General features: G+C 74.4%; 24 protein-coding genes. 9 read left to right on the top strand and 15 right to left on the bottom strand.

Features of this window, described 5'->3' with window-relative positions; genetic code table 11:
• Nucleotides 1-5: 5 nt before the first annotated feature.
• From Sdi02f_RS04245 to Sdi02f_RS04230, 4 genes are read right to left on the bottom strand one after another with little or no spacing between them, the layout of a single operon-like run.
• The gene (locus Sdi02f_RS04245) at nt 6-836 is read right to left on the bottom strand and encodes an MnhB domain-containing protein (protein ID WP_079007818.1); all 831 of its coding nucleotides are present in this window, start codon (nt 834-836) and stop codon (nt 6-8) included.
• Nucleotides 833-1,114, bottom strand: coding sequence for a hydrogenase subunit MbhD domain-containing protein (locus Sdi02f_RS04240; protein ID WP_108932700.1), 282 nt, complete (start codon nt 1,112-1,114; stop codon nt 833-835). The genes Sdi02f_RS04245 and Sdi02f_RS04240 overlap by 4 nt, the downstream gene beginning before the upstream one ends.
• Complete coding sequence (locus Sdi02f_RS04235) at nt 1,107-1,559, bottom strand: MrpF/PhaF family protein (RefSeq protein ID WP_030399608.1); 453 nt, start codon at nt 1,557-1,559, stop codon at nt 1,107-1,109. Before Sdi02f_RS04235 ends, Sdi02f_RS04240 begins: the two co-directional genes overlap by 8 nt.
• Nucleotides 1,556-1,738, bottom strand: coding sequence for a hypothetical protein (locus Sdi02f_RS04230; protein ID WP_030399607.1), 183 nt, complete (start codon nt 1,736-1,738; stop codon nt 1,556-1,558). Before Sdi02f_RS04230 ends, Sdi02f_RS04235 begins: the two co-directional genes overlap by 4 nt.
• A gap of 324 nt (nt 1,739-2,062) precedes the next feature.
• Here Sdi02f_RS04230 and Sdi02f_RS04225 point away from each other — a divergent pair, with 324 nt between their 5' ends.
• Nucleotides 2,063-2,608, top strand: coding sequence for a VanZ family protein (locus Sdi02f_RS04225; RefSeq protein WP_030399606.1), 546 nt, complete (start codon nt 2,063-2,065; stop codon nt 2,606-2,608).
• Between the two features lie 69 nt (nt 2,609-2,677).
• Here the strand turns inward: Sdi02f_RS04225 and Sdi02f_RS04220 are convergent, their stop codons facing one another.
• Nucleotides 2,678-2,914 carry a hypothetical protein gene (locus Sdi02f_RS04220; protein WP_030399605.1) on the bottom strand — a complete coding sequence of 79 codons (237 nt, stop codon included), beginning with the start codon at nt 2,912-2,914 and terminating at the stop codon, nt 2,678-2,680.
• Nucleotides 2,915-3,068: 154 nt separating this feature from the next.
• Here Sdi02f_RS04220 and Sdi02f_RS04215 point away from each other — a divergent pair, with 154 nt between their 5' ends.
• From Sdi02f_RS04215 to Sdi02f_RS04200, 4 genes are all read left to right on the top strand, one after another.
• On the top strand, nt 3,069-4,100 hold the full coding sequence (locus Sdi02f_RS04215; protein ID WP_108932699.1) for a PHP domain-containing protein: 1,032 nt from the start codon (nt 3,069-3,071) through the stop codon (nt 4,098-4,100).
• A 51-nt stretch (nt 4,101-4,151) separates the two neighbouring features.
• A complete protein-coding gene (locus Sdi02f_RS04210; RefSeq protein ID WP_030399603.1) occupies nt 4,152-4,808 on the top strand; it encodes an HAD family hydrolase in 657 nt (218 codons plus the stop codon).
• 34 nt (nt 4,809-4,842) lie between these two features.
• Complete coding sequence (locus Sdi02f_RS04205) at nt 4,843-6,051, top strand: FUSC family protein (RefSeq protein WP_174843301.1); 1,209 nt, start codon at nt 4,843-4,845, stop codon at nt 6,049-6,051.
• A 335-nt stretch (nt 6,052-6,386) separates the two neighbouring features.
• Nucleotides 6,387-7,418: an SDR family oxidoreductase gene (locus Sdi02f_RS04200; RefSeq protein ID WP_108932698.1), complete on the top strand. Its 1,032-nt coding sequence runs from the start codon at nt 6,387-6,389 to the stop codon at nt 7,416-7,418.
• A gap of 188 nt (nt 7,419-7,606) precedes the next feature.
• On the opposite strand, the gene Sdi02f_RS04195 is transcribed toward Sdi02f_RS04200, so the two are convergent.
• Complete coding sequence (locus tag Sdi02f_RS04195; RefSeq protein WP_053638760.1) at nt 7,607-7,945, bottom strand: hypothetical protein; 339 nt, start codon at nt 7,943-7,945, stop codon at nt 7,607-7,609.
• Nucleotides 7,946-8,174: 229 nt separating this feature from the next.
• Here Sdi02f_RS04195 and Sdi02f_RS04190 point away from each other — a divergent pair, with 229 nt between their 5' ends.
• From Sdi02f_RS04190 to Sdi02f_RS04180, 3 genes are all read left to right on the top strand, one after another.
• Nucleotides 8,175-8,669 (top strand): FBP domain-containing protein, encoded by a 495-nt coding sequence (locus Sdi02f_RS04190; RefSeq protein WP_030399599.1) that lies wholly within the window; start codon nt 8,175-8,177, stop codon nt 8,667-8,669.
• A 105-nt stretch (nt 8,670-8,774) separates the two neighbouring features.
• A complete protein-coding gene (locus tag Sdi02f_RS04185; RefSeq protein ID WP_030399598.1) occupies nt 8,775-10,031 on the top strand; it encodes an FUSC family protein in 1,257 nt (418 codons plus the stop codon).
• A 40-nt stretch (nt 10,032-10,071) separates the two neighbouring features.
• Complete coding sequence (locus Sdi02f_RS04180; protein WP_031085257.1) at nt 10,072-11,124, top strand: hypothetical protein; 1,053 nt, start codon at nt 10,072-10,074, stop codon at nt 11,122-11,124.
• Between the two features lie 139 nt (nt 11,125-11,263).
• Here the strand turns inward: Sdi02f_RS04180 and Sdi02f_RS04175 are convergent, their stop codons facing one another.
• Nucleotides 11,264-11,989 (bottom strand): DUF2470 domain-containing protein, encoded by a 726-nt coding sequence (locus Sdi02f_RS04175; protein ID WP_031085255.1) that lies wholly within the window; start codon nt 11,987-11,989, stop codon nt 11,264-11,266.
• A 97-nt stretch (nt 11,990-12,086) separates the two neighbouring features.
• On the bottom strand, nt 12,087-12,695 hold the full coding sequence (locus Sdi02f_RS04170; RefSeq protein ID WP_108932697.1) for a TetR/AcrR family transcriptional regulator: 609 nt from the start codon (nt 12,693-12,695) through the stop codon (nt 12,087-12,089).
• Between the two features lie 121 nt (nt 12,696-12,816).
• On the opposite strand from Sdi02f_RS04170, the gene Sdi02f_RS04165 reads away from it, so the two are divergent.
• Entirely contained in the window at nt 12,817-14,379 is a 1,563-nt protein-coding gene (locus Sdi02f_RS04165; RefSeq protein WP_030399594.1) for a cytochrome P450, read from the top strand.
• Here the strand turns inward: Sdi02f_RS04165 and Sdi02f_RS04160 are convergent.
• From Sdi02f_RS04160 to rhaS, 7 genes are all read right to left on the bottom strand, one after another.
• A complete protein-coding gene (locus tag Sdi02f_RS04160; protein ID WP_031085252.1) occupies nt 14,341-15,189 on the bottom strand; it encodes a pentapeptide repeat-containing protein in 849 nt (282 codons plus the stop codon). The two genes, Sdi02f_RS04165 and Sdi02f_RS04160, sit on opposite strands and share 39 nt — an antisense overlap.
• 54 nt (nt 15,190-15,243) lie before the next feature.
• A complete protein-coding gene (gene sigJ, locus Sdi02f_RS04155) occupies nt 15,244-16,203 on the bottom strand; it encodes an RNA polymerase sigma factor SigJ (RefSeq protein WP_108932696.1) in 960 nt (319 codons plus the stop codon).
• 4 nt (nt 16,204-16,207) lie between these two features.
• A complete protein-coding gene (locus Sdi02f_RS04150) occupies nt 16,208-16,951 on the bottom strand; it encodes a PIG-L deacetylase family protein (RefSeq protein WP_108932695.1) in 744 nt (247 codons plus the stop codon).
• Nucleotides 16,952-16,993: 42 nt separating this feature from the next.
• The gene (locus Sdi02f_RS04145) at nt 16,994-18,295 is read right to left on the bottom strand and encodes an alpha/beta fold hydrolase (RefSeq protein WP_030399590.1); all 1,302 of its coding nucleotides are present in this window, start codon (nt 18,293-18,295) and stop codon (nt 16,994-16,996) included.
• A gap of 127 nt (nt 18,296-18,422) precedes the next feature.
• Nucleotides 18,423-19,448, bottom strand: a complete 1,026-nt coding sequence (locus Sdi02f_RS04140) for a LacI family DNA-binding transcriptional regulator (protein WP_030399589.1) — start codon at nt 19,446-19,448, stop codon at nt 18,423-18,425.
• An 87-nt stretch (nt 19,449-19,535) separates the two neighbouring features.
• Nucleotides 19,536-19,856: an L-rhamnose mutarotase gene (locus Sdi02f_RS04135; RefSeq protein ID WP_030399588.1), complete on the bottom strand. Its 321-nt coding sequence runs from the start codon at nt 19,854-19,856 to the stop codon at nt 19,536-19,538.
• Nucleotides 19,857-19,885: 29 nt separating this feature from the next.
• The gene (gene rhaS, locus Sdi02f_RS04130; RefSeq protein WP_030399587.1) at nt 19,886-20,968 is read right to left on the bottom strand and encodes a rhamnose ABC transporter substrate-binding protein; all 1,083 of its coding nucleotides are present in this window, start codon (nt 20,966-20,968) and stop codon (nt 19,886-19,888) included.
• Nucleotides 20,969-20,993 lie beyond the last annotated feature (25 nt).

Here is a 20,993-nt window from a genome sequence, read left to right as displayed (position 1 = left end):
CGCTCTCACTTCCCGCGCTTGCCGGAGTCGTCGTGGTCCCCGCCGTCCGCGGCGTTCCCGCCGGTCTTGCCGCCCCCGTCGTGCTCGGCGTGCTCGTCGTGCTCGCCCTCGTCCACGATCTCCACGGCCTGGTCCAGGAAACCCGCGAGCAGCACGACGACCGCGCAGGCCACCTCCATGCCGATCGCGGCGTTCAGCAGCGGGACGGTGCCCGCGGAGGCGAGCGTGTTGAACGTGCCGTACGGCAGCAGGGTGTTGGCGAGGAAGGCGGAGCCCGCGAGCAGGGCGGCGAGGCCGGTGACGAGGTAGGAGGAGGCGGCGAGCGCGTCGGCCGCCTCGTAGGGGGCGAGGGGCCGCAGGCGTTCGAGGGCCCGGTAGTCGGCGCCCAGGTACAGCAGGTGCAGGGCCGTGGCGGCGACGACACCGCCCTGGAAGCCGCCGCCGGGGCTGACCTGGCCGTGGGCGATGACGTACAGGCCGGTCAGCAGGGCCACGGGCAGGACGAGCAGGGCGTAGCGCCGCACGGGCCGGGAGACGGCGGCCGGTTCCGGGCGGGCCCGGTGCTCGTCGCGGGTCTGGCGCAGCAGGACCACGCTGCCGAGGACCGCCGCGAACAGGATGCTCATCTCACCGAGCGTGTCGAAGGCCCGCTGGTCGAAGGTGACGGAGGAGACGGTGTTGGCGGTGTGCCGACTCAGGGCCGCCTCGACGGCCCGGTCGCCGTAGGGGTGCCGGTCGCCGCCGAAGCCGGGCAGCCGCAGACAGGCGGCCACGAGCAGCGCGGCGAGTCCGGCGCCGCCCACGGCCACCAGCCACAGCCGCATGCGTGAGCTCACGGACCGTCTCCCCCCGCGCTCCGCCCGCGCTCGGCACGCCGGCCGCGCCGCTTCGCCTTGCGGACCGTCAGCAGCAGCAACAGCGGCGTCAGGGCGGAGCCCACCGCCAGTTGCGACAGGCCGACGTCGGGCGCCTGGAGCACGGTGAAGAGCACGGCGAGGACGACGCCGAGGACGGCCAGGACCAGGGACTGGCGCACGGGGTCGCGGACGGCCACCGCCGCCGTGGCGGCCACGGCGACCAGCAGCAGCGCGACGACGATCACGGTCTCAGTCACCGCGGCCCTCCTGCATGCCGCCGGCGAGCGCCCGGGAGGCGATCAGGTTGCCGCCGACCAGCAGCACCCCGATCACCAGCAGCTTGACCAGGGCCCTGCCCGGCCCGGTGGCCACGGCGACCGCCCCCACGACCGCGGCGCCGAGGGCCGCGGCCGTCCAGGTCGGGCCGCGGGCGTGCGGCGGGTCGTCGGCCAGTTCGTCGGCGAGCAGCCGGGCGAACACGAGCGTGCCGACCGGGCCGAGGACGGCGAGCACCAGGGCGAGGTCGACGTACGCGGGGCGGCCGTATCCCTGGGCGAGCAGGAGGAGGACCGGGCAGGCCAGGGCGGTGCAGAGGTTCTGGGCGGTGGCGCGGCGGCGCAGGGGCCCGCCCGCCACGCCCCACAGGGTGGCGCCGACTCCGGTGACGAGGACGAGGACGGCGGCGAGGATCCAGCCGTTCACCGCCCGCTCACCGCCCGCCGCGCGCCGCGCGCCACGAACGCCGTCAGCGCCGACGCCCCGGCGCCCACGGCGAGTTCCAGGGGATCGACGGTGCTGATGAGGACCAGCCAGAGCGCCGCGAGCGGGACCCACCACGCGGCCACCTCGGCCAGGGCGAGGAGTGTCCTACGGCCCTTCACACGCCACCTCCACGGCCTTTGACGGCCCCTTACCGGCAGGGCAGTCCGGCGCTTCGCATCCCGCATGCCCGGCATGCCGCTGTTGTCGCGGTTCGTTCCGGCTTCGCCGCCATCCAAGCACCGCGTGGGGGACGGCCGACGGCGGCGCGCGGTGGCACCACCGGCCGGAGTGCCCCGGCCGGGCGGGCGGAAACCGGGAGCGGGAACGCCGCACGGCGGGCCGGGACAGGAACGCGGGCCCGCCGGGCCGCGCGCCGGGCATCCTCGGCGGTTCGGCGGGTAACCGCCCTACCACGCGGGGAAGTTGACGACTGGAGGACCGACATGGCTCGTGCCGCCTCAGGGCTGCGGCTGTGGCCGCGCCCCCGCGCCGCCAAGACGCGGGAGACCGAGACGCGGCCTCACGAACGGCACGCGCTCGCCTGGCCGTTGCGGCTGCTGGCGACGGCGTGCGCGTTCGTCTTCATGGTGGCGTTCGCGGTGGTGCTGGCGCGGCTGACCCTGCACCCCTCCCCCGCCTCCGAGGCTCTCGTGCACAGCAACCTGCGCCCCGGGCGCTCCCTGAAGGCCTATCTGGACCAGCCCGCGCTGCGCGACGCCGTCAAGCAGATCGGCGGGAACATCCTGCTCGGCGTGCCGTTCGGTGTGCTGGTGCCGGTCGTCGCCCCGCGCACGCGCGGCGTGCTGCGCGTCCTGCTGCTGACGGCGGGCGTGATGCTGCTGGTGGAGCTGGCGCAGGGCGCCCTGGTCACCGGGCGGGCCTTCGACGTCGACGACGTCATCCTCAACACGGTGGGGGCGCTGGCCGGTTACCTGCTCCTCGGCCGGCGGATGAGCCGCGCGGTGCACGCGCGGCGGGCACGCACGTGAGACCGGGACATCCGGTACCGCGACGCCGGGGGTCCCCGCGCACCGCGTGCGGGGCGGCCCGGTGCCGTCCTAGTGCGCGGTCCAGGTGAACTTGTCCCCGCCCACCCAGCGGACGACTGCCGGGTCGTCCAGGTCGTGCACGGTGATGCCGTAGGCGGCGGCCGCCTCCAGCACGTCGGTGACGGTCCTGGCCTCGCCGACCACCTGGCCGTCGATCTCCACGATCCGGAACGGAGGCGGACCCGCCTGCACCCCGAAGACGAGGATCCGCGGATTACCGATGTGCGGGCTGTCGATCTCGGTCATGCATCGAGGGTAGGCCGGAACCCGGGGAAGGGAGGAACCGGGCGGGGCCCGCGGGCACCCGGTTCGTGGTGCGGGTCCCGGCGCCCTGGGGAACCCTGGACGTGCCGGTGAAGGCCGGCGGGAGGGCCGGCCGAGGTGGGACGAGGAGGCGGCGATGGACCCCGTCGAGGCGCTGGAGCGGATCGCGTTCCTCCTGGAGCGGGCCCAGGCACCGACGTACCGCGTCCGTGCGTTCCGCACCGCGGCGGGCGTGCTCGGCGGGCTCCCGGCCGCCGAGCTGCGCGAGCGGGCGGGGTCGCTGGAGTCGCTCAAGGGGGTCGGGCCCAGGACCGCGCAGGTGGCGCGCGAGGCGCTGGACGGGCAGGTGCCCGGCTACCTCGCGAAACTGGAGGACGAGGCGGACACTCCGCTCACCCGGGGCGGCGAGGGACTGCGGGCGCTGCTGCGCGGCGACTGCCATCTGCACTCGGACTGGTCCGACGGTGGCAGCCCGGTCGAGGAGATGGGCCGGACGGCCGCGGCGCTCGGACACGAGTGGGCCGCCCTGACCGACCACTCGCCGCGGCTGACGGTGGCCCGCGGGCTCTCCCCCGCGCGGCTGCGCGAGCAGCTCGACGTGGTGGCGGAGCTCAACGAGACCTGGGCCCCCTTCCGCCTGCTGACCGCCATCGAGTGCGACATCCTCGACGACGGCTCGCTCGACCAGGAGCCGGAGCTGCTGGAGCGGCTCGACGTGGTGGTCGTGTCCGTGCACTCCAAGCTGCGCATGGACGCCCGCTCGATGACCCGCCGGATGGTCACCGCCGTCCGTGACCCGCACGCCGACGTCCTCGGGCACTGCACCGGCCGGCTGCTGACCGGGCGGGGGCGGCCGGAGTCGGAGTTCGACGCCGACGAGGTGTTCGCCGCCTGTGCGGAGTCCGGTACGGCCGTGGAGATCAACAGCCGTCCGGAGCGGCTCGACCCGCCCCGGCGGCTGCTGCGCCGGGCGGTGGCGGCCGGGGTGCTGTTCTCGGTCGACACCGACGCGCACGCGCCCGGACAGCTCGACTGGCAGATCCACGGGTGCGCGCGGGCCGAGGAGTGCGGGGTGCCTCCGGAGCGCGTGGTCACCACGTGGTCCCTGGAGGAGCTGCTGGCCTGGACGCGCGAGGGCCGTACGCCGGCCGGAGTGGCGCGGCGCTGACGTGGTACCCGGTCCCCGATCCACGCTCCACGGACGGGAAAGGGACAGTGCATGCAACGGGCGGCCGTGTTCGACGTCGACGGGACCCTCGTCGACACCAATCACCTGCACGTGACCACCTGGTGGGAGGCGTTCCGGCAGGCGGGCCACCAGGTGCCGATGCACGCGGTGCACCGGGCGGTGGGGCTCGCCTCCACCGACCTGATCGCCCACCTGCTGGGCGAGGACCGGGACACCGGCCAGGACGCCGCGCTGAGCGCCGCCCACAAGGCGCTGTACGGCCAGTACTTCGACCGGCTGCCCGCGCTCCCGGGCGCCGGGGACCTGCTGCGCCGCCTCGCCGGTGACGGCTGGACGGTGGTCCTCGCCACCTCCGCGGGCGGCTCGGAGCTGGGCGCGCTGCGGCGCGCGATCGACGCGGACGACGCCATCGCCGCCACCGCCGGCGCCGACGACGTGGACGCGGGCAAGCCGGCGCCGGAGCCGGTCGAGCACGCGCTGGAACTGGCCGGGGTGCCGGCCGAGCGGGCCGTGTTCGTCGGCGACACCGTGTGGGACATGCGCGCGGGCAGCCGGGCCGGGGTGCGCTGCGTGGGCGTCCTGTGCGGCGGTCTGCCCCGCGCCGATCTGGAGGAGGCGGGCGCCCGGGAGGTGTACGCCGACCCGGCCGGCCTGCTGGCCTCCCTCGACGAGAGCCCGTTCGCATGAGCCGCAGGTCCCCGGCGCGGACGGCCGGGCCCGCATGACCGCTTTGTTCCACGATCTCCGGGAAGCACTCCGGGGCAGGCGGCCCCTGGCCGCCGTGTGGTGGGAGGCGTGTGCCGTCGGACGGGCCGTCCGGGCCGCATGGCGGGGGCCCGGACGCGAGCGCGACCTGATCGTGCAGTCGCTGAAGGCCGCGGGCGCGGCGCTGATCGCCTGGGCCGTGGCCGGACTCTGGATGGACGACCCCATGGCGCTGATGGCGCCCTGGGTGGCACTGGTGCTCGTGCAGGCCACCGTGTACAGCTCGGTGCGGCAGGCCGGGCAGCAGTTCACGGCGATCTGTGCCGGGGCGCTGGTGGCGTCGGCGGCCCAGGCGATCACCGACGACAACACGGGTGCGCTGGCGCTGTCCCTGCCGCTGCTGATGCTGGTGGCGAACTGGTCCCGGTTCGGCCGGCAGGGCATCTACGCGGCCACCACGGCGGTGTTCGTCCTGGCCTCCGGCACACCGGTGTCCGCCGTCGCGGTCGGCCACCGGGTGGGGCAGGCGGCGCTGGGCGCGGTCGTCGGCGTGGCCGTCAACGCGCTGGTGCTGCCGCCGATCCACCTGAGGGACGTGCGGGAGAACCTCGCGGCGCTGGCCCGGGAGGCGGGCGACCTGCTGTGCACCGTCGCCGGCGGCCTGCGGGAGGAGCAGTGGGACGCGCAGAGCGCGGCCGGCTGGTCCGACGGCGCCGCCCGGCTCGAACGGCGCCTGGAGGCGTTGTACTCGGCCCGGTCGTGGAGCCGGGAGAGCCTGCGCCTGACCTCGGGCCCGCTGCGGCTGCTGCGCCGCGGCCCCACGGTGGCACCGCCGGAGGACGAGGACCGGCGGTGGAGCCGCGTCACCGCGAACGTCGGCGCCCTGACCCGGACGCTGGCCGTGGCCGCCGACGAGCACCGGACACCCGCGCCGCCCCAGGGGCAGGTCCTGGACCTGTACGCGCGCCTGCTGCGGCTGATCGGCGACGCCTGCCACGCCGAGGCGCACCGGCTGGTGGGCGAGCGGGCCGACGGCGACACGGAGGCGGCCACCGAGGAGACGATGGAGGAACTGCACCGGCGGCTGCAGGAAGGGCTGCGGGAGCACGCCGGGCAGGAGGCCGCACGGACCGCCGTCCTCGGCACGCTGCTCCTGCAGGCGGAGAACCTGTGGGCCGAGCTCGTGCCGGAGGCGGACAAGACCGCCGACCCGCACGAGCAGTGACGCACATCACCCCAAACCACGACAGACGGTGGAACACCGGCAGGCGGTTCTCCGTTGAAGAGACCGTGGGTACGGATGGAACAGTGTCCCCGGGCCTCACCTATTGCCCACAGGGACGATCGTTCGGCTGAAGCCCTGTGGAGCCCCCCGCCGAGAGGCGACCGCCATCCGTATCCGCCCAAGAGCCGCCCCGGCCGTGATTCCCCCGTCGCGGTCGGGGCTTCCCCTTGCGCGCCCTCCTCTCTCCGGCGCTTCCCTTCCCGCGCGCGTGCCTTTCCCCCGGTACGGGTACCCGGTGCTCTCCGTACGGGCCGGGCGGCCGAGAGGAGCACAGGGTGAGCAGCGCAACGGGCAGCAGGATCGTCGTCACCGGCGCCACGGGCAACGTGGGCACCAGCGTGGTGCGGCTCCTTTCCGAGGACCCGGAGGTGGGGTCCGTCCTGGGGCTGGCCCGGCGGGTCCCCGCGTGGTCGCCCGCGAAGACGGAGTGGGCCGCGGTCGACCTCGCCTCGGAGCAGACCGACCTGACCGGCCATTTCACCGGCGCGGACGCCGTGATCCATCTCGCCTGGGCCTTCCAGCCGACGCACGATCCGGCGACGACCTGGCGCACGAACGTGCTCGGTTCGCTCCGGGTCTTCGAGGCGGTGGCCACGGCCGGGGTGCCGGCGGTGGTGCACGCCTCGTCGGTCGGCGCGTACTCGCCGGGGCCGAAGAACCACGCCGTGGACGAGTCGTGGCCGACGCACGGCTGGCCGGACGCCGCGTACTGCCGGGAGAAGGCCTATCTGGAACGGGCCCTGGACGTCTTCGAACGCGACCACCCGGGGATCCGGGTGGTGCGGATGCGGCCCGCCTTCCTGTTCAAGCGGGAGTCGGCGAGCGAGCAGCGCCGGATCTTCGGCGGCCGGTTCCTGCCGGGCCCGGCGGCACGTCCCGAGCTGCTGCCCTTCCTGCCGGATGTCCCCGGCCTGCGCGTGCAGGCGCTGCACACCGACGACGCGGCGCACGCCTACCGGCTGGCGGCCCGCTCCGAGGACGCCCGGGGCGCGTTCAACCTCGCGGCCGACCCGCCGGTGGACGCCGGGCTGCTGGGCGAGCTGACCGGGGCGCGTCCCGTGCGGCTGCCGCGCACCGCGGCCCGCTCGGCGATCGCCGCCGCCTGGGGGCTGCGGCTGCTGCCCGCCTCGCCGCACCTGTTCGACGCGGTCCTGCGGCTGCCGCTCATGGACTGCACGCGGGCACGGGTGGAACTGGGCTGGCACGCGACGCGTACGGCGACCGAGGTGCTGGAGGAGTTCCTGCGGGGGCTCCGGCAGGGCGCGGGGGCGGACACGGAGCCGATGCGCGGACGGAAGGTCGGCTGAGGACGGGGCCCTCCTCGGGCCCCCACCGTCCTCGGGCCCGCGCCGGCGCCGGCCGATCGGCCTGTTCGCTCGGCCGCCTGGTCAGTCGCCTCGTTCAGCCGCCTCGTTCAGAGGGGTCGTTCAGAGGCGTCGTTCAGACGGGTCGTTGAGCCGCTTGGTTCAGCCGACTCTTGCGTCAGCCGCCTCGTTCAGCCGGAGGACTCGTCGGGCACCGGGTGTTCGGGGTGGACGGCGCCCGAGTGCGGTGCGCCCCGCCGGCCCGTGCCCGCCTCGTCCGTGTCGGGCACGTCGGTGTCGGGCACGTCGGTGTCGGGCACGTCGGTCGCGGGCCCGGTCTCCGCGTCGCCGGCGGCTTCCTCGTCGTCCTCGGGCCGGTCCTTCCCCAAGCCCTGACGGTGCTCGCGCTGCTCGCGGGTGGGCGAGGCGGCCTCCCACGGGTCCTCGTGGTCCCCGGCCTGCTGGTCCGGCATGTCGCGCGGAACGGGGGCACCGTTCTCCCCCGGCCCTTCGTGGCGGTGGTCGGACACGGCGCGCTCCTTCCCGTGGTTCTCCGTTCGCCCGAGGCCGCCCGTCACGCGTCCGACGGCCGTCGGAGCGGCGTCGGGTACCTCCCCCGCGACCGGGGAAACCTCGGCGCGGCGCCCGCTCCGCGAAATTCGTTGGCGACCCGCCCCGTGGGCTATTTACGCTAGGCGTAAACCTAGAACCCCTAGGTCACACCTAGGACACCTTTCTTCGAACCAAGGAGAGGCTCCCATGAGAGCACTCGACGAGCGGACCGTCCGCGCCTCCTTCATCAACTGCTCGAAGGGCGAGGCCAAGCGCCTGACCGTGCCCCGCGACCTCGACGAGCGGCCGTGGGACGACCTCGACTTCTTCGGCTGGCGGGATCCCGGGGCGCCCGACCGCAGCTACCTGGTCGCCGAGCACGACGGCCGCCTCACCGGTGTGGCGCTGCGGTTCCAGCAGTCCCGGGGCGGCTTCTTCCAGCGCAGCATGTGCGGGCTGTGCCTGACCACCCATCCCCGGGGCGGGGTGTCGCTGATGACGGCGCGCAGGGCGGGGGCTGCCGGACGCGAGGGCAACTCGGTCGGCCTGTACATGTGCACCGATCTGGCGTGCTCCCTCTACCTGCGGGGCAAGAAGGTGCCGGAGAGCGGCGGGCGGTTCGAGGAGAGCCTCACCCTGGAGGAACAGATCGCCCGTACGCTGGGCAATCTGTCCGCGTTCGTGGCCAAGGTGACCGGCTGACCCGTCCGGCGGCGCCCGGCGCGTGAGAGGGGCCCGGCCGCCCGCCTCCGGCTACCGTCCTGATCGGACACGTTCGAGGCGCCTGCGGAAGGGAACAGCCCGAGGATGCGGGATGTGCTGGAGGCCGCGAGGACGGCTCTGCGTCGGGTGAAGTGGCTGAAGGACCCTGTGGTCGTGCAGGCCCTGCGCTCCGCCGCCGCGGCTTCGATCGCCTACGTCATCGCGGTCCGGCTGACGCCCGACAAGTCGGCGGCGCCGCTCACCGCGCCCCTGACCGCCCTGCTGGTGGTGCAGGTCACCCTGTACGCCACGCTGAAGATGAGCTTCCGCCGGGTCAACGCGGTGGTCGCCGGTGTCCTGGTCGCCATCGCCTTCAGCCAGCTGGTGGGGCTGAGCTGGTGGAGCCTGGCGCTGATCATCGTGGCGGCGCTGGGCGTCGGGCACCTGGTGCGCGCCGAGGAGTTCACCGCCGAGGTGGCGATCAGCGCGATGCTCGTGCTCGGCGTGACCTCGCACGGGAGCCTGGCGTGGGCACGGGTGGTGGAGACGCTGATCGGGGCGATCGTCGGCCTCGTCTTCAACCTGATCCTCGCGCCCCCGGTGTGGGTGGAGCAGGCCGGCGAGTCCGTCGTGGGGCTGGCCCGGCAGGTGCGCCAACTAATGCTGCGCATGGGCGAGGAGGCCGCCGGCAGCACACCGTTCCACGAGGCGGCGGCCCGGCTGCACGAGGCACGCCGGCTCGACCACGACATCGGCGAGGTGGACGAGGACCTGCGCCAGGCCGAGGACAGCCTGCGGCTCAACCCCCGGGTGCGCGAGGGGCTGCTGCACCGGGTCGTGCTGCGCACCGGCCTGGACACCCTGGAGATCTGCACGGTGGTCATGCGGGTCCTCGCGCGCAGCTTCACCGACCTGGCCAAGGAGCGGGAACCGGAGCCCCTGTTCGCGCCGGAGACGGGTGCCGCCGTCCAGCAGCTCCTGTCCGAGATCGCCGACGCCGTGGTGAGCTTCTCGGTCCTGGTCACCAGCAGCGTGAGCGAGAACGCCGAGTCAGCGGAGGAGCGGCTGACCGCCGAGCTGCGCCAGGCCGCCGCCACCCGGGACAGGCTGGCCGACCTGCTGCTGGAGGAGGTCCGGCGGGACGCGAGACAGTGGCAGCTGCGGGGCGCGGTGCTCACCGAGGTGAACCGGATCATCGACGAGATGGACACCGAGCACCGCTCCCGCCGGCTCCTGGAGGAGCTGGACCGCCACACGCGCGAGCAGCGCGAACGCATGCCGCGGCTGACCCGCCTGCGGGACCGGGCGCGGGCCGCGCTGCGCCGGCGGAACCGCGGCACCACCGCCCGGCGTTCCTCCTGAGGGACGAGGAAGAGTTCACGGCGGATGAGGGGGCGTTCGGATGACCGACACCAGTGTGCGGATCGACGGGAACCGGCTGTCGTTGCCGGGCGGTGCGACGGTGCGTTTCGTCCGCACCCTGCGGCTGCCCGAGACGGGGACGCATCCGCTGCCGCCGGGGCTCGGCGAGTTCCCGCTCCGCCGGGTCGCCGACTACGCCGACACCGTGCCCGAGCAGTGGCGTGCGCGCGGCGGAGTGATGCTGCCGGTGTACCTGCGTGAGGCCATGTGGCTGAGTTTCGCGGGCACGAGGGAGCCCGCCGCCCTCCAGGTGGGAGCGGGCAAGGTGTGCGCGGTCTCGGGCAGGCCGTGGAGCGACCGGCTGTCGCGCGATCCGCAGAACTACGTGGTCCTGCCCCGCCAGCCCTGGCTGGACGGCATCAACTCCGGGACGGGCACGGTCCGTCAGTTCGTGGCGGTGCCGCTCGGCATGGGTGCGACCGTCGAGGGCCAGGTCACCGGCGAGGAGGTCTGGGGAGGCGTCCAGTTGCAGGCGTTCACCCTGACTCCCGCCGCGTTGCTGCGCTGGCGCGAGGAGGAGCGGCGCCGCAGGGAGCCGGCACGCCGGGGAGCCCTTTCGGCCGGGGCCCTCGGAGCCCCCGCGCCCGCGTCGGCCCCCGCCGCCCCGGGGGCGGCCCCGGGCTACGGCGGGGCGGTGCGGCGCCGGTCCGCACCCGCGATGGGGCTCGGCGCCGGCGGCTCGATGCGCCAGGAGGTCTACCGCGACGAACGGCCGCTGACGGACTGGGCGGAGCAGCCGGCCGGCCGGGTCTTCGTGCACCTGGTGACGCCGCCGGAGTGGCGCCGCATCACCGGCGAGGCACCGCCGCCCTCCCCGGTGGACCGGGCCGCGTACACCCGGGCCGGGCTGCCCTGGTACGACTACTACGACCAGGACGCCCAGGACCTGGCCCCCGCCGGGCCGCTCCAGGACGTCAAGCCGGTCGGGGAGTGGATCGGCGACGACCACGAGCCGTGGCAGGCGCCCGCGCCCCACCAGGTCCAGCCCCTCAAGGACGCCCCGGGCCACCCGGTGCAGGACGGGAACTGGTAGCGGCGGACGCCGGTCCGCCGGATTCCTCCCGGACCGCAACGGCCGGACCGCCACGGCCGGACCGCCACGGTCCTCGCGTCGGGGCCGGGCGGCGGCGCGGCGGGCGGGCCGCGGAAGGCGACGGGAGAGCCGCTCGCCCTCACCCGTCGCCGTCTGCGCGCTGCCGCTGCAGGGCCCGGGGGCGCAAGGCGGATCCCGCCTGCGCGAGCAGCACGTGCACCCGCTCGGTGAGCTGCGCGATCTCGTCGGCGGGCGCGTGGAAGGGCAGGCGTACGTCGCCGTGGTCGCGGACGCGTTCGATGCGCAGGGTCAGTCCGTGCCGGTCCACGGCGAGCGGCCGCACCCGGACCGCTCCGTGCAGGCTGTCCGGGTCCACGAGCCGGGTCAGCCGCTGGACGGCGTCGTCGTGGCAGTCGGCGAGGTGGGTCAGCAGCCGCGCCTCGGCCAGGGCCAGCGGGTCGGGCGCGGCGGCGGTGAACTCGTCGACGTCGACCGCCACGGCCCCGGACGGCCGCCGCAGCACCACGCGGGTGGGACGGAAGGCCAGGTGCCCGTCCTCCACGGCCATCCATCCGGCCAGCCAGAGCCGGGCCCTGATCCGGCCCCGTACCGGGACGGGCGCCACGTCGGCGAACTCCAGCACGGCGGACGGCTCCCCGCGGGGCGCGCACACGGCCGCCGCGAGCAGGCCGCTGTCCTCTGGCACGTGCAGGAGCACCCGGCCGTCGTCGGCCACGGTGTGCGCGCCGACGAACTCCTCGCGGCCGCCCTCCGCGGTCACCGCGCAGGACCAGGCGGCGGCGAGCACGGACCGGGCCCGTTCCGCCGCGGCCGGCGCGGCCGTCCAGGCGTGGCTGTCACCCATCCCAACCTCCGTTCGGCAATTCATTAGGTAAGGCTCACCTAACTTAGCGGAGTTCGGGGAGTGCGCCAACCACGACGCGTGGTCCGGCAGCGCGCCCTCAGCGCGCGATGGCTCCCAGCAGCGCCCGTGCGCACAGGTCGCGGACCTGCTCACGGGCAAGCTCCGGGTCCCGCAGCCACTCCAGGCAGACCGCGGTGGTGAAGGCCAGCCACCCGCGCACCGCCAGCCGTACGTCGCCGCGCTCCTCGAAGGCCGGGCCGAACTCCGGGTCGGCGGCCAGGGCGGCGAGGATCTGCCGCTCCTGCGCCGCGAGCGCCTTCTGGTACACGCGGCGCACCGCCCGGTCGCCGGCCGCGTCGGCGCGGTGGAAGGCGCGGTAGCCGTGGGCGTGGGCCCGGACGTACTCCAGGTACGCGTCGAGGCCCGCGGTGAGCTGCTCGCGGACCGGGACGCCGGGCACGGCCGCCGTCATCCGCAGCATGCGCGCGCTCTCCCGCTCGACGACCGCGGCGAAGAAGTCCCGCTTGTTCGGGAAGTAGTGGTAGAGCAGCCCGCGGGAGACCCCGGCGATCTCGGCGACCTGCTCGATCCAGACCTCGTCGTAGGGACTGTCCGAGAAGAGCCGCGCGCCCACCGAGAGCAACTGCTCCCTGCGCTCGGCGGTGCCGAGCCGGCGGCGGGTGCGTGCGCCCTGGTTCGCGGCCATGCCCGCACCTTACTTGACGCCGGTTCAACAACGGGACGAGACTGGGCGCGTTATTGAATCCATGTACAACACACCCGCCCCGGCTCGTGCAACACGCCGCTGTGTCAAGGGAGATCGCGTCATGGCCCGGACTGCGAGGACAACGGCCCCGGACGGACTGCCCAAGGGCTTCCGCAGCGCCGAGCAGGGCTGGCCCGCACTGCACCGCATCCCGCACCCCCCGTACCGGCTGCCCCTGCTCGGAGACGTGGTGGGGGCGAGCAGGAGCACCCCCATGCAGGACTCCCTGCGCTACGCGCGCAGGCTGGGGCCGATATTCCGGCGGCGGGCCTTCGGCAAGGAGTTCGTGTTCGTGTGGGGCGGGTCGCTCGCCGCCGATCTGGCGGACGAGACGCGGTTCGCCAAGCACGTGGGCCTGGGCGTGGCCAACCTGCGGCCGGTCGCCGGGGACGGGCTGTTCACGGCGTACAACCACGAGCCCAACTGGCAGCTCGCCCACGACGTGCTGGCGCCCGGGTTCAGCCGCGAGGCCATGGCCGGGTACCACGTGATGATGCTGGACGTCGCCGCGCGGCTCACCGGCCACTGGGACCGGGCCGAGGCGTCGGGGCGGGCGGTGGACGTGCCCGGCGACATGACCAAGCTGACGCTGGAGACCATCGCGCGCACCGGTTTCGGGCACGACTTCGGCTCGTTCGAACGTTCCCGTCCCCACCCCTTCGTCACCGCGATGGTGGGCACGCTCGGCTACGCGCAGCGCCTGAACACGGTGCCCGCGCCGCTCGCCCCCTGGCTGCTGCGCGACGCGACCCGCCGCAACGCCGCCGACATCGCCCACCTCAACCGCACGGTCGACGACCTCGTACGGGACCGCAGGGCCGGCGGCGGGGGCGGTGACGGCGACCTGCTCGACCGGATGCTGGAGACGGCCCACCCGCAGACCGGTGAGCGGCTGTCCGCGCAGAACGTGCGCCGCCAGGTCATCACCTTCCTGGTCGCCGGGCACGAGACCACCTCGGGCGCGCTCTCCTTCGCCCTGCACTACCTCGCCCAGCATCCCGAGGTCGCGGCCCGGGCGCGCGCCGAGGTGGACCGCGTGTGGGGCGACACCGAACGGCCCGGCTACGACCAAGTGGCCAAGCTGCGTTACGTGCGCCGGGTGCTCGACGAGTCGCTGCGGCTGTGGCCGACCGCGCCCGGTTTCGCGCGGGAGGCACGGGAGGACACGGTGCTCGGCGGCACGCATCCGATGCGGCGCGGGGCCTGGGCGCTGGTGCTCACCGGCATGCTGCACCGCGATCCACAGGTCTGGGGGCCGGACGCGGAGCGCTTCGACCCGGACCGCTTCGACGCGAAGGCCGTGCGGTCGCGCGCCCCGCACACCTACAAGCCGTTCGGGACGGGGGCACGGGCGTGCATCGGGCGGCAGTTCGCGCTGCACGAGGCCACGCTGGTCCTCGGACTGCTCCTGCGCCGCTACGCACTGCGGCCGGACCCCGGCTACCGGCTGCGGGTGACCGAGCGGCTGACGCTGATGCCCCAGGGACTGCGTCTCCACCTGGACCGGCGGACCCCGCCGCCGTCGGCCCCGGGGCCGGCGGCCGACGCCGGGCAGGCGCGGGAGGAAGGCGACCGGAACGGCGTGTCAGCGCCCCGCTGTCCAGTGCACCGGGCGGGTGACTGAGTCCGGCAGCCGGGTTCCGGGGCCGCCCCGGGCCGCGTTGACCTGGAGCTGGGTCAGGAAGAGGGCGCCCGTCAGGTCCGCGTCGCTCAGGTCGGCGTCGCGCAGGTCCGCACCGATCAGGTCGGCGCCCCGCAGGTCGGCGCCGGTGAGGTCGGCGGCGATGAGGTAGGCCCCGCGCAGGTCGGCGCCCGCGAGGTCGGCGCCCTTCAGGCGGGCACCCATCAGGTCGGCGTTGCGGCGGTTCTTCTTCCGGCCGCGGGTGCCCGACCGGGCCAGCTCGCTGGTGCGCAGCAGGAGCGCGTTGACGTGCTGCCGGTGCGGCCCCACGTCGAGGGCGGCCAGTTCCTCGGGGGTGCCCCCGGCGAGGCGTTCGGTCTCGTCGAGGGCCCGGCGCAGGTCGGCGTGGACCGGGCGGGCGGCGGGCAGGGCCAGTGCCTCGGTCAGGTACCGGAGCAGCTCGTGCAGGTGGCGGACGACCGGGAACACCTCGAACATGCGGCGCCCGTGCTCCGGCGGGCGGCCGCGCCAGTCCTCGCCCGCGAAGGTGACCTGCGACACCCGCTGCCCGGCGCCGAAGCAGTCGTAGACCGTGCAGCCGGTGAAGCCGCGTTCCCGCAGCGTCGCGTGGATGCCGCACCGGTGGTCGGTGCGCAGGTTGGCGCAGGGAGTGCCGGCGTCCTTGTCGAGCGCGAAGTCCGCCGAGCGGGCGAACGGCAGGGCCACGCAGCACAGGCCGAAGCAGCTCCCGCAGTCGCCGCGCAGGTCCTCGGGGGCCGGGAGGCCCGCCCGGTCCGCCGTGTGTTCTCGCATGGCGTCGAGGATACGGGCCCCGGCGCGCGGACCCGGGGGCGGTCCCGCGCGCGGTCAGACCTCCAGCGCGGACAGGTCGAGCCGGGCCAGCCGCTCCGGGTCGGACAGGATGTACAGACCCGTGATGAGGCCGTCGGCGACGGTGACGCAGGTGACCGACCGCGGTTGCCCCCCGGAGACGGCGACGGTGCCGACCGCCCCGTTGACCAGGACGACGCGGGCGAGCCCGGCCAGATGGCGGAAGTGGAACGCCCCGGTGGCGACCGTCCGTGCTCCCCGCACCACCTTCGACGCCGCCACGCCCCGGGCGAGGGCGCCGGCGTCGGCCCGCAGCACCACGTCCGGGTGGAGGACGGCCACCAGGGCCTCGAAGTCACCGGCGCGGCTCGCGGCCAGGAACGCCTCGACCGCCTGGCGCTGGCGGCCGAGGTCCGGTTCGGCGGCGGGGGTCGCCTCGCGCACCCGGCGGCGGGCCCGACTGGCGAGCTGTCTGGTCGCGGCCGGGCTGCGCTCGACGACCGGTGCGATGTCGTCGAAGGGGACGGCGAACATGTCGTGCAGGACGAACGCCAGCCGCTCGGCCGGCTCCAGGGTCTCCAGGACGACCAGCAGGGCGATGCCCACCGAGTCGGTGTGCAGGGCCTCCTGCTCCGGGTCGGTCCGGGGCAGGGCACTCACCACGGGGTCCGGCACGAAGGTGTCGAAACCCTCGGACATGGGCTCCTCGCGGCGGGCGGTGCGCGAGCGCAGCAGGTCCAGGCAGATCCGGCCGGTCACGGTGGTCAGCCAGGCGCCGAGGTTGTCGACACCGTCCCCGCCCGCGCGGTCGAGCCGCAGCCACGCCTCCTGAACGGCGTCCTCGGCCTCGGCCAGGGAGCCGAGCATGCGGTAGGCCACCGCCTTGAGCTGTCCGCGGTGCTCCTCGAAGCGCTCCGCCAGACGCTGCTGTCCCCGCACGTCCCGTTCCCCCCGCACGTCCCGCGTCCCCCGCACGTCCCGCTCCCCCGTCGTCATGCCGCTACCGTCCGAAGAGTTCGAAGGTCACCGCCGGCTTCCCGCCGAACCGCTCCCCCGCGGCCCGCGTGAAGCCGGTGAGGAAGCCGCGCACGTACGTCTCCGGGTCCTGATCGGTCAGCACCTCGATGTACGTGCGGTGTTCCAGCAGCGAGCGCACCGCGCGCTCGAAGCCCGGGGCGGCGTCCACGGCGTGGGTGGGCGAGGAGGAGCCGGCGACCGCGACCCAGCGGACCCCGTTCCACGGTTCGAGGCCCTGCTCGGTCAGCTCCGGGAAGATCCACCGGTTGCCCGCGTCGGCCGCCGCGTCGAGCGTGGCACGGCCGACGGCGACGTGGTCCGGGGTGTTCCAGGCGACGCCGCCCCAGGTGTCCCGGTGGTTGAGGGTGACGACCAGCTCGGGCCGGTGCCGGCGGATCGCGGCGGCGATGTCACGGCGCAGCGCGCTGCCGTACTCGACGACACCGTCGCGGTGGCCGAGGAACTCCACCTCGCTCACCCCGACGACGGCGGCGCTCGCCCGCTGCTCCCGCTCCCGCAGCGGCGCGCACTCCTCGGGCGCCAGCGTGTCGATGCCCGCCTCGCCCCGGGTCGCGAGCACGTAGGCGACGTCGCGGCCCTCGTCGGTCCAGGCCGCGATCGCCGCCGAGCAGCCGTACTCCAGGTCGTCGGGGTGGGCCACGACGGCGAGGGCGCGGCGCCAGTCCCCCGGCATGGGCTCCAGTTGCGTGGGCGTCGGCTGCGTCATGCCCCGCACACTAACCCGCCCCGCCGGCGTCCCACCGGGATTTCAGACCTCGTCGCGGGCGAGCGCCAGCAGCCGGTCCAGGACCCGCGGGCCGCCGGTCCGCACGCCGTCGTGCTCGAACTCGTCGGTCACCCAGGTGCGCAGGCCCCGGACCGCGCGGGCGGTGGTCAGCGCGTGGGCGGTGTCGACGTACATGTCGTCGTGGTAGACGGCCGCGGCGGCCGGCACCTCGTTGGCGGCGAGGCGGGCGGCGTCGTACAGCGGGGTCCAGTCGGTGCGGGCGGCGAGCAGGTCCGCCGTCTCGCGCAGCGGGCGCAGGGCCGGGTCGCAGTCGAACATCCAGGGGTGGATGGTCTCACCGGTGAAGAGCAGCGGTTCGTCGCCCGCGAGGGACTTGGCCGCGTCGAAGCGCGGGAACTCGGCGCGGACCCGCTCGGCGGACCAGGCGGTGGGGCGCGCGTCCTGGCCGTAGATGGCCTCGTGGACGAGGGCGTACAGCGGGCGGCCCGCGTACGACAGCAGGCCCTGGGCCTGTTCCTGGAAGGCGTCGGACAGCTCGTGCCCGCCGGGGGTGCGGACGAAGGCGTCCTCCAGGAGGAAGTGCAGCTGGTGGCTGCCCTCGCCGCTGCCGAGCATGATGCCCAGCGACTGGAAGGCCTCCACGGTGAGGCGGTAGCCGTTGGGCAGGACCACGTCGTGGGTGAGGAGGTGGTCGGCGATGCGGCGGGCGCGCTCGACGTCCTGCGGGTAGCGGGCGTAGTGCGCGGCGACCTTGCGCTCGACGCGGGGGTAGGCGGCCCGGTAGACGTCGTCGGCGTGGGCGTCGAGGGAGGGCAGGCCGCCGGTGATCAGCGCGGTGTCCAGGCCCTCGGGGGCCAGCGAGAGGTAGGTGACGGTGCAGAAGCCGCCGAAGCTCTGGCCGAGCACGGTCCAGGGGGCGCCGCCGGTGACCTGGGGGCGGATGGCCTCGCAGTCCCGGACGATGGAGTCGGCTCGGAAGTGGGCGAGGTAGTCGGCCTGCTCGGCGGGGCCGCCGCGCAGCGGGAGGGTCTGGCGGTTGGCGGGGGTGGAGGCGCCGGTGCCGCGCTGGTCCAGGAGCAGGACGCGGTACTCCTCCAGGGCGCGGCCGAACCAGGCGGGGCGGCCGACGAAACGGTTCGCCTTGCCGCCGGGGCCGCCCTGGAGGTAGAGCAGCCACGGCAGGTTCTTGTCCGCCTTGTCGCTCGCGACGGCCTCGCGGGCGTACAGCTCGATCGTCTCCCCGGTGGGGTCGGCGTGGTCGAGGGGCACGGTGAAACGGCGGTCGGTGAGGACGACGCCTGGCTGGCGGTAGCTGACGCTCAACGGGGCTCCCGGGGCGGACGGACGCGACGGCCGATTCTTTCGGCCGTGTCCCAGTTCAGCACACGGTCCTGCGGCCGCCGACCCCCGGGATCATGAAATCGTGCCGAAGGGCCCGCTGAACGGCCGGTCAGCGGGCGGCGAGGCTGGAGCGCCGCACCACCAGTTCCGGCTGGAGCACGACCCGCCGGTGGGGGTGGGTCCCGTCCGCGCCCTCCAGCTCGGTCTCCTCCAGGAGCAGCTCGGCGGCCATGGCGCCCATGGTGACGGCGGGCTGGCGCACGGAGGTGAGCGGCACGGCCGCGGCGGCGGCGAACTCGATGTCGTCGTAGCCCACGATCGCGAGGTCGTCGGGGACGCCGACCCCGGCGGCGTACATGGCCTGCAGGACGCCGAGGGCGAGCAGGTCGTTGGCGCAGAAGACGGCGGTGGGGCGCTCGGCGAGGCCCAGGAGGCGGGCGCCGGCGTCGCGGCCGGCGGCGACGTCGAGGCGCTCGGTGGGCAGTTCCCGCAGCGCGTCGGGGCCGAGTCCGGCCTCGGCGAGCGCGGCGAGGGCGCCGGTGCGGCGGTCGCGGACCTGGTTGAGGCCGGGCGGGCCGCTGACGTAGGCGATGGAGCGGTGTCCGGCGTCCACGAGGTGGCGCACGGCCAGCGCCCCGCCGGCGACGTCGTCGACGGAGACCGAGCACTCGGTGGTGCCCTCGGCGACCCGGTCGACGAGCACGAAGGGGATGTGGTGGCGCCGGAAGCTCTCGATGGTGCGGCCGGTGGCGTCGGCGGGGGTGAGCAGGACGCCGCGGACCCGCTGCTCGGCGAAGAGCGAGAGGTACTCGGCCTCCTCGGACGGGTTCTGGGCGCTGTTGCAGACCATCACGCCGAGCCCGGCCTCGCGGGCGGCCCGCTCGGCGCCGCGTGCGACGTCGACGAAGAAGGGGTTGCCCATGTCCAGGACGAGCAGCCCCATGATCCGGCTGCGGCCCGCGCGCAGCTGGCGGGCGGACTCGCTGCGGACGTAGCCCAGCCGCTCGATCGCGGACAGCACACGCGCGCGGGTCTCGGTCGCGACGGTGTCGGGGCGGTTGATGACGTTGGAGACCGTGCCCACGGAAACTCCGGCGGCGCGGGCGACATCCTTGATACCCACGGAATGGGCCATCGGGCAGGGACCTCCGAGGTCGGGGTGGATGTGGGGGGCGGCCGCAGGACCTTCACACAGTACCCGGGCCGCCCCGGAGGGCCCCCGTCAGGCGAGGTGGAACACCTCGGTCAGCGGCTTCATCGCCTCGTCGGGGCGGGCCCCGTCCAGGGACTCGAAGAGCGGGCCCATCTCCGCCTGCCAGCGTGCGTTGACCTCGGTGGCCTCCATGCCGGCCCGGGCGGCGGCGAAGTCCTCGGTCTCCAGGTAGCCGACGAGCAGGCCGTCGTCACGCAGGAAGAGCGAGTAGTTGTGCCAGCCGGTGGCGGAGAGCGCCTCGCACATCTCCGGCCACACGGCGGCGTGGCGTTCGCGGTACTCCGCGATGCGGTCCTGGCGGACCTTGAGCAGGAAACAGACACGCTGCATGAAGTACCGCTCCCGTGCGCAGGTGGGGACTAGAAGTTGAACTGGTCGACGTTGTCGGCGGTGAAGACGGTCGGCTTGCCGAGGTTGATCACGCCGTCCTTGCCGATGGTGTACTCGCCCATGGCGCCGGCCGTGAAGGTCTCGCCCTCCTTGCCGGTGATCTGCCCGGAGGCCAGGGCGACGGCGGTGCGCGCGGCCAGCTCGCCGAGCTTGGCCGGGTCCCACAGCTCGAACGCCTCGACGGTGCCGTTCTTGACGTACTTGCGCATGTCGTTGGGGGTGCCGAGGCCGGTCAGCTTGACCTTGCCCTTGTACTTGGAGCCGGACAGGTACTGGGCGGCGGCCTTGATGCCGACGGTGGTCGGGGAGATGATCCCCTTCAGGTTCGGGTGCTCCTGGAGCAGGCCCTGGGTCTGCTGGAAGGACTTCTGGGCGTCGTCGTCGCCGTAGGCGACCTTGACCAGCTTGACGTCCTTGTACTTCGGGTCCTTCAGCTCGTCCTTCATGATCTCGATCCAGGCGTTCTGGTTCGTCGCGGTCTGCGCGGCGGACAGGATCGCGATCTCGCCCTTGTTGCCGATCTGCTCGGCCATCTGCTGCACCTGGGTGCGGCCGATGTCGTCGGCGGAGGCCTGGGAGATGAAGGCGTTGCGGCAGTCGGGGTTGGTGTCCGAGTCGTAGGTGACGATCTTGATGTCGTTCTTCATGGCCTGCTTGAGCGCGGTGCACAGCGCGCCCGGGTCCTGTGCGGAGACGGCCATGGCGTCGACCTGCTGCTGGGTGAGCGTGTTGACGTAGGAGACCTGGCCGGCGGTGTCGGTGCCGCTGGAGGTGCCGACCTCCTTGTAGCTGGAGCCCAGCTCCTTGAGGGCCTTCTCGCCGCCCTTGTCGGCGACGGTGAAGTAGGGGTTGTTGACCTGCTTGGGCAGGAAGCCGACGGTCAGCCCCTTCTTCGTCTCGGCGTTCGGGTCGGCCTTGCCCGCCGCGGCGGCCTTGCCGCCCTCGTCCTTGACGTCCTCCTTCGTGGTGCCGCCGCAGGCGGTGGCCGCCAGGGCGAGGGAGGTGACGGCGGCGAGGGCCGCGCAGGTGCGGCGGATGGACGACTTGCGCATGGTGGGTTCCTTCTGAGGGTGGACG

The organism is Streptomyces ardesiacus (assembly GCF_003112575.1).
GTDB lineage: Bacteria > Actinomycetota > Actinomycetes > Streptomycetales > Streptomycetaceae > Streptomyces > Streptomyces ardesiacus.
Note: the sequence above shows the minus strand (reverse complement) of the source record. Positions and strands in the feature narration are given on the sequence as shown.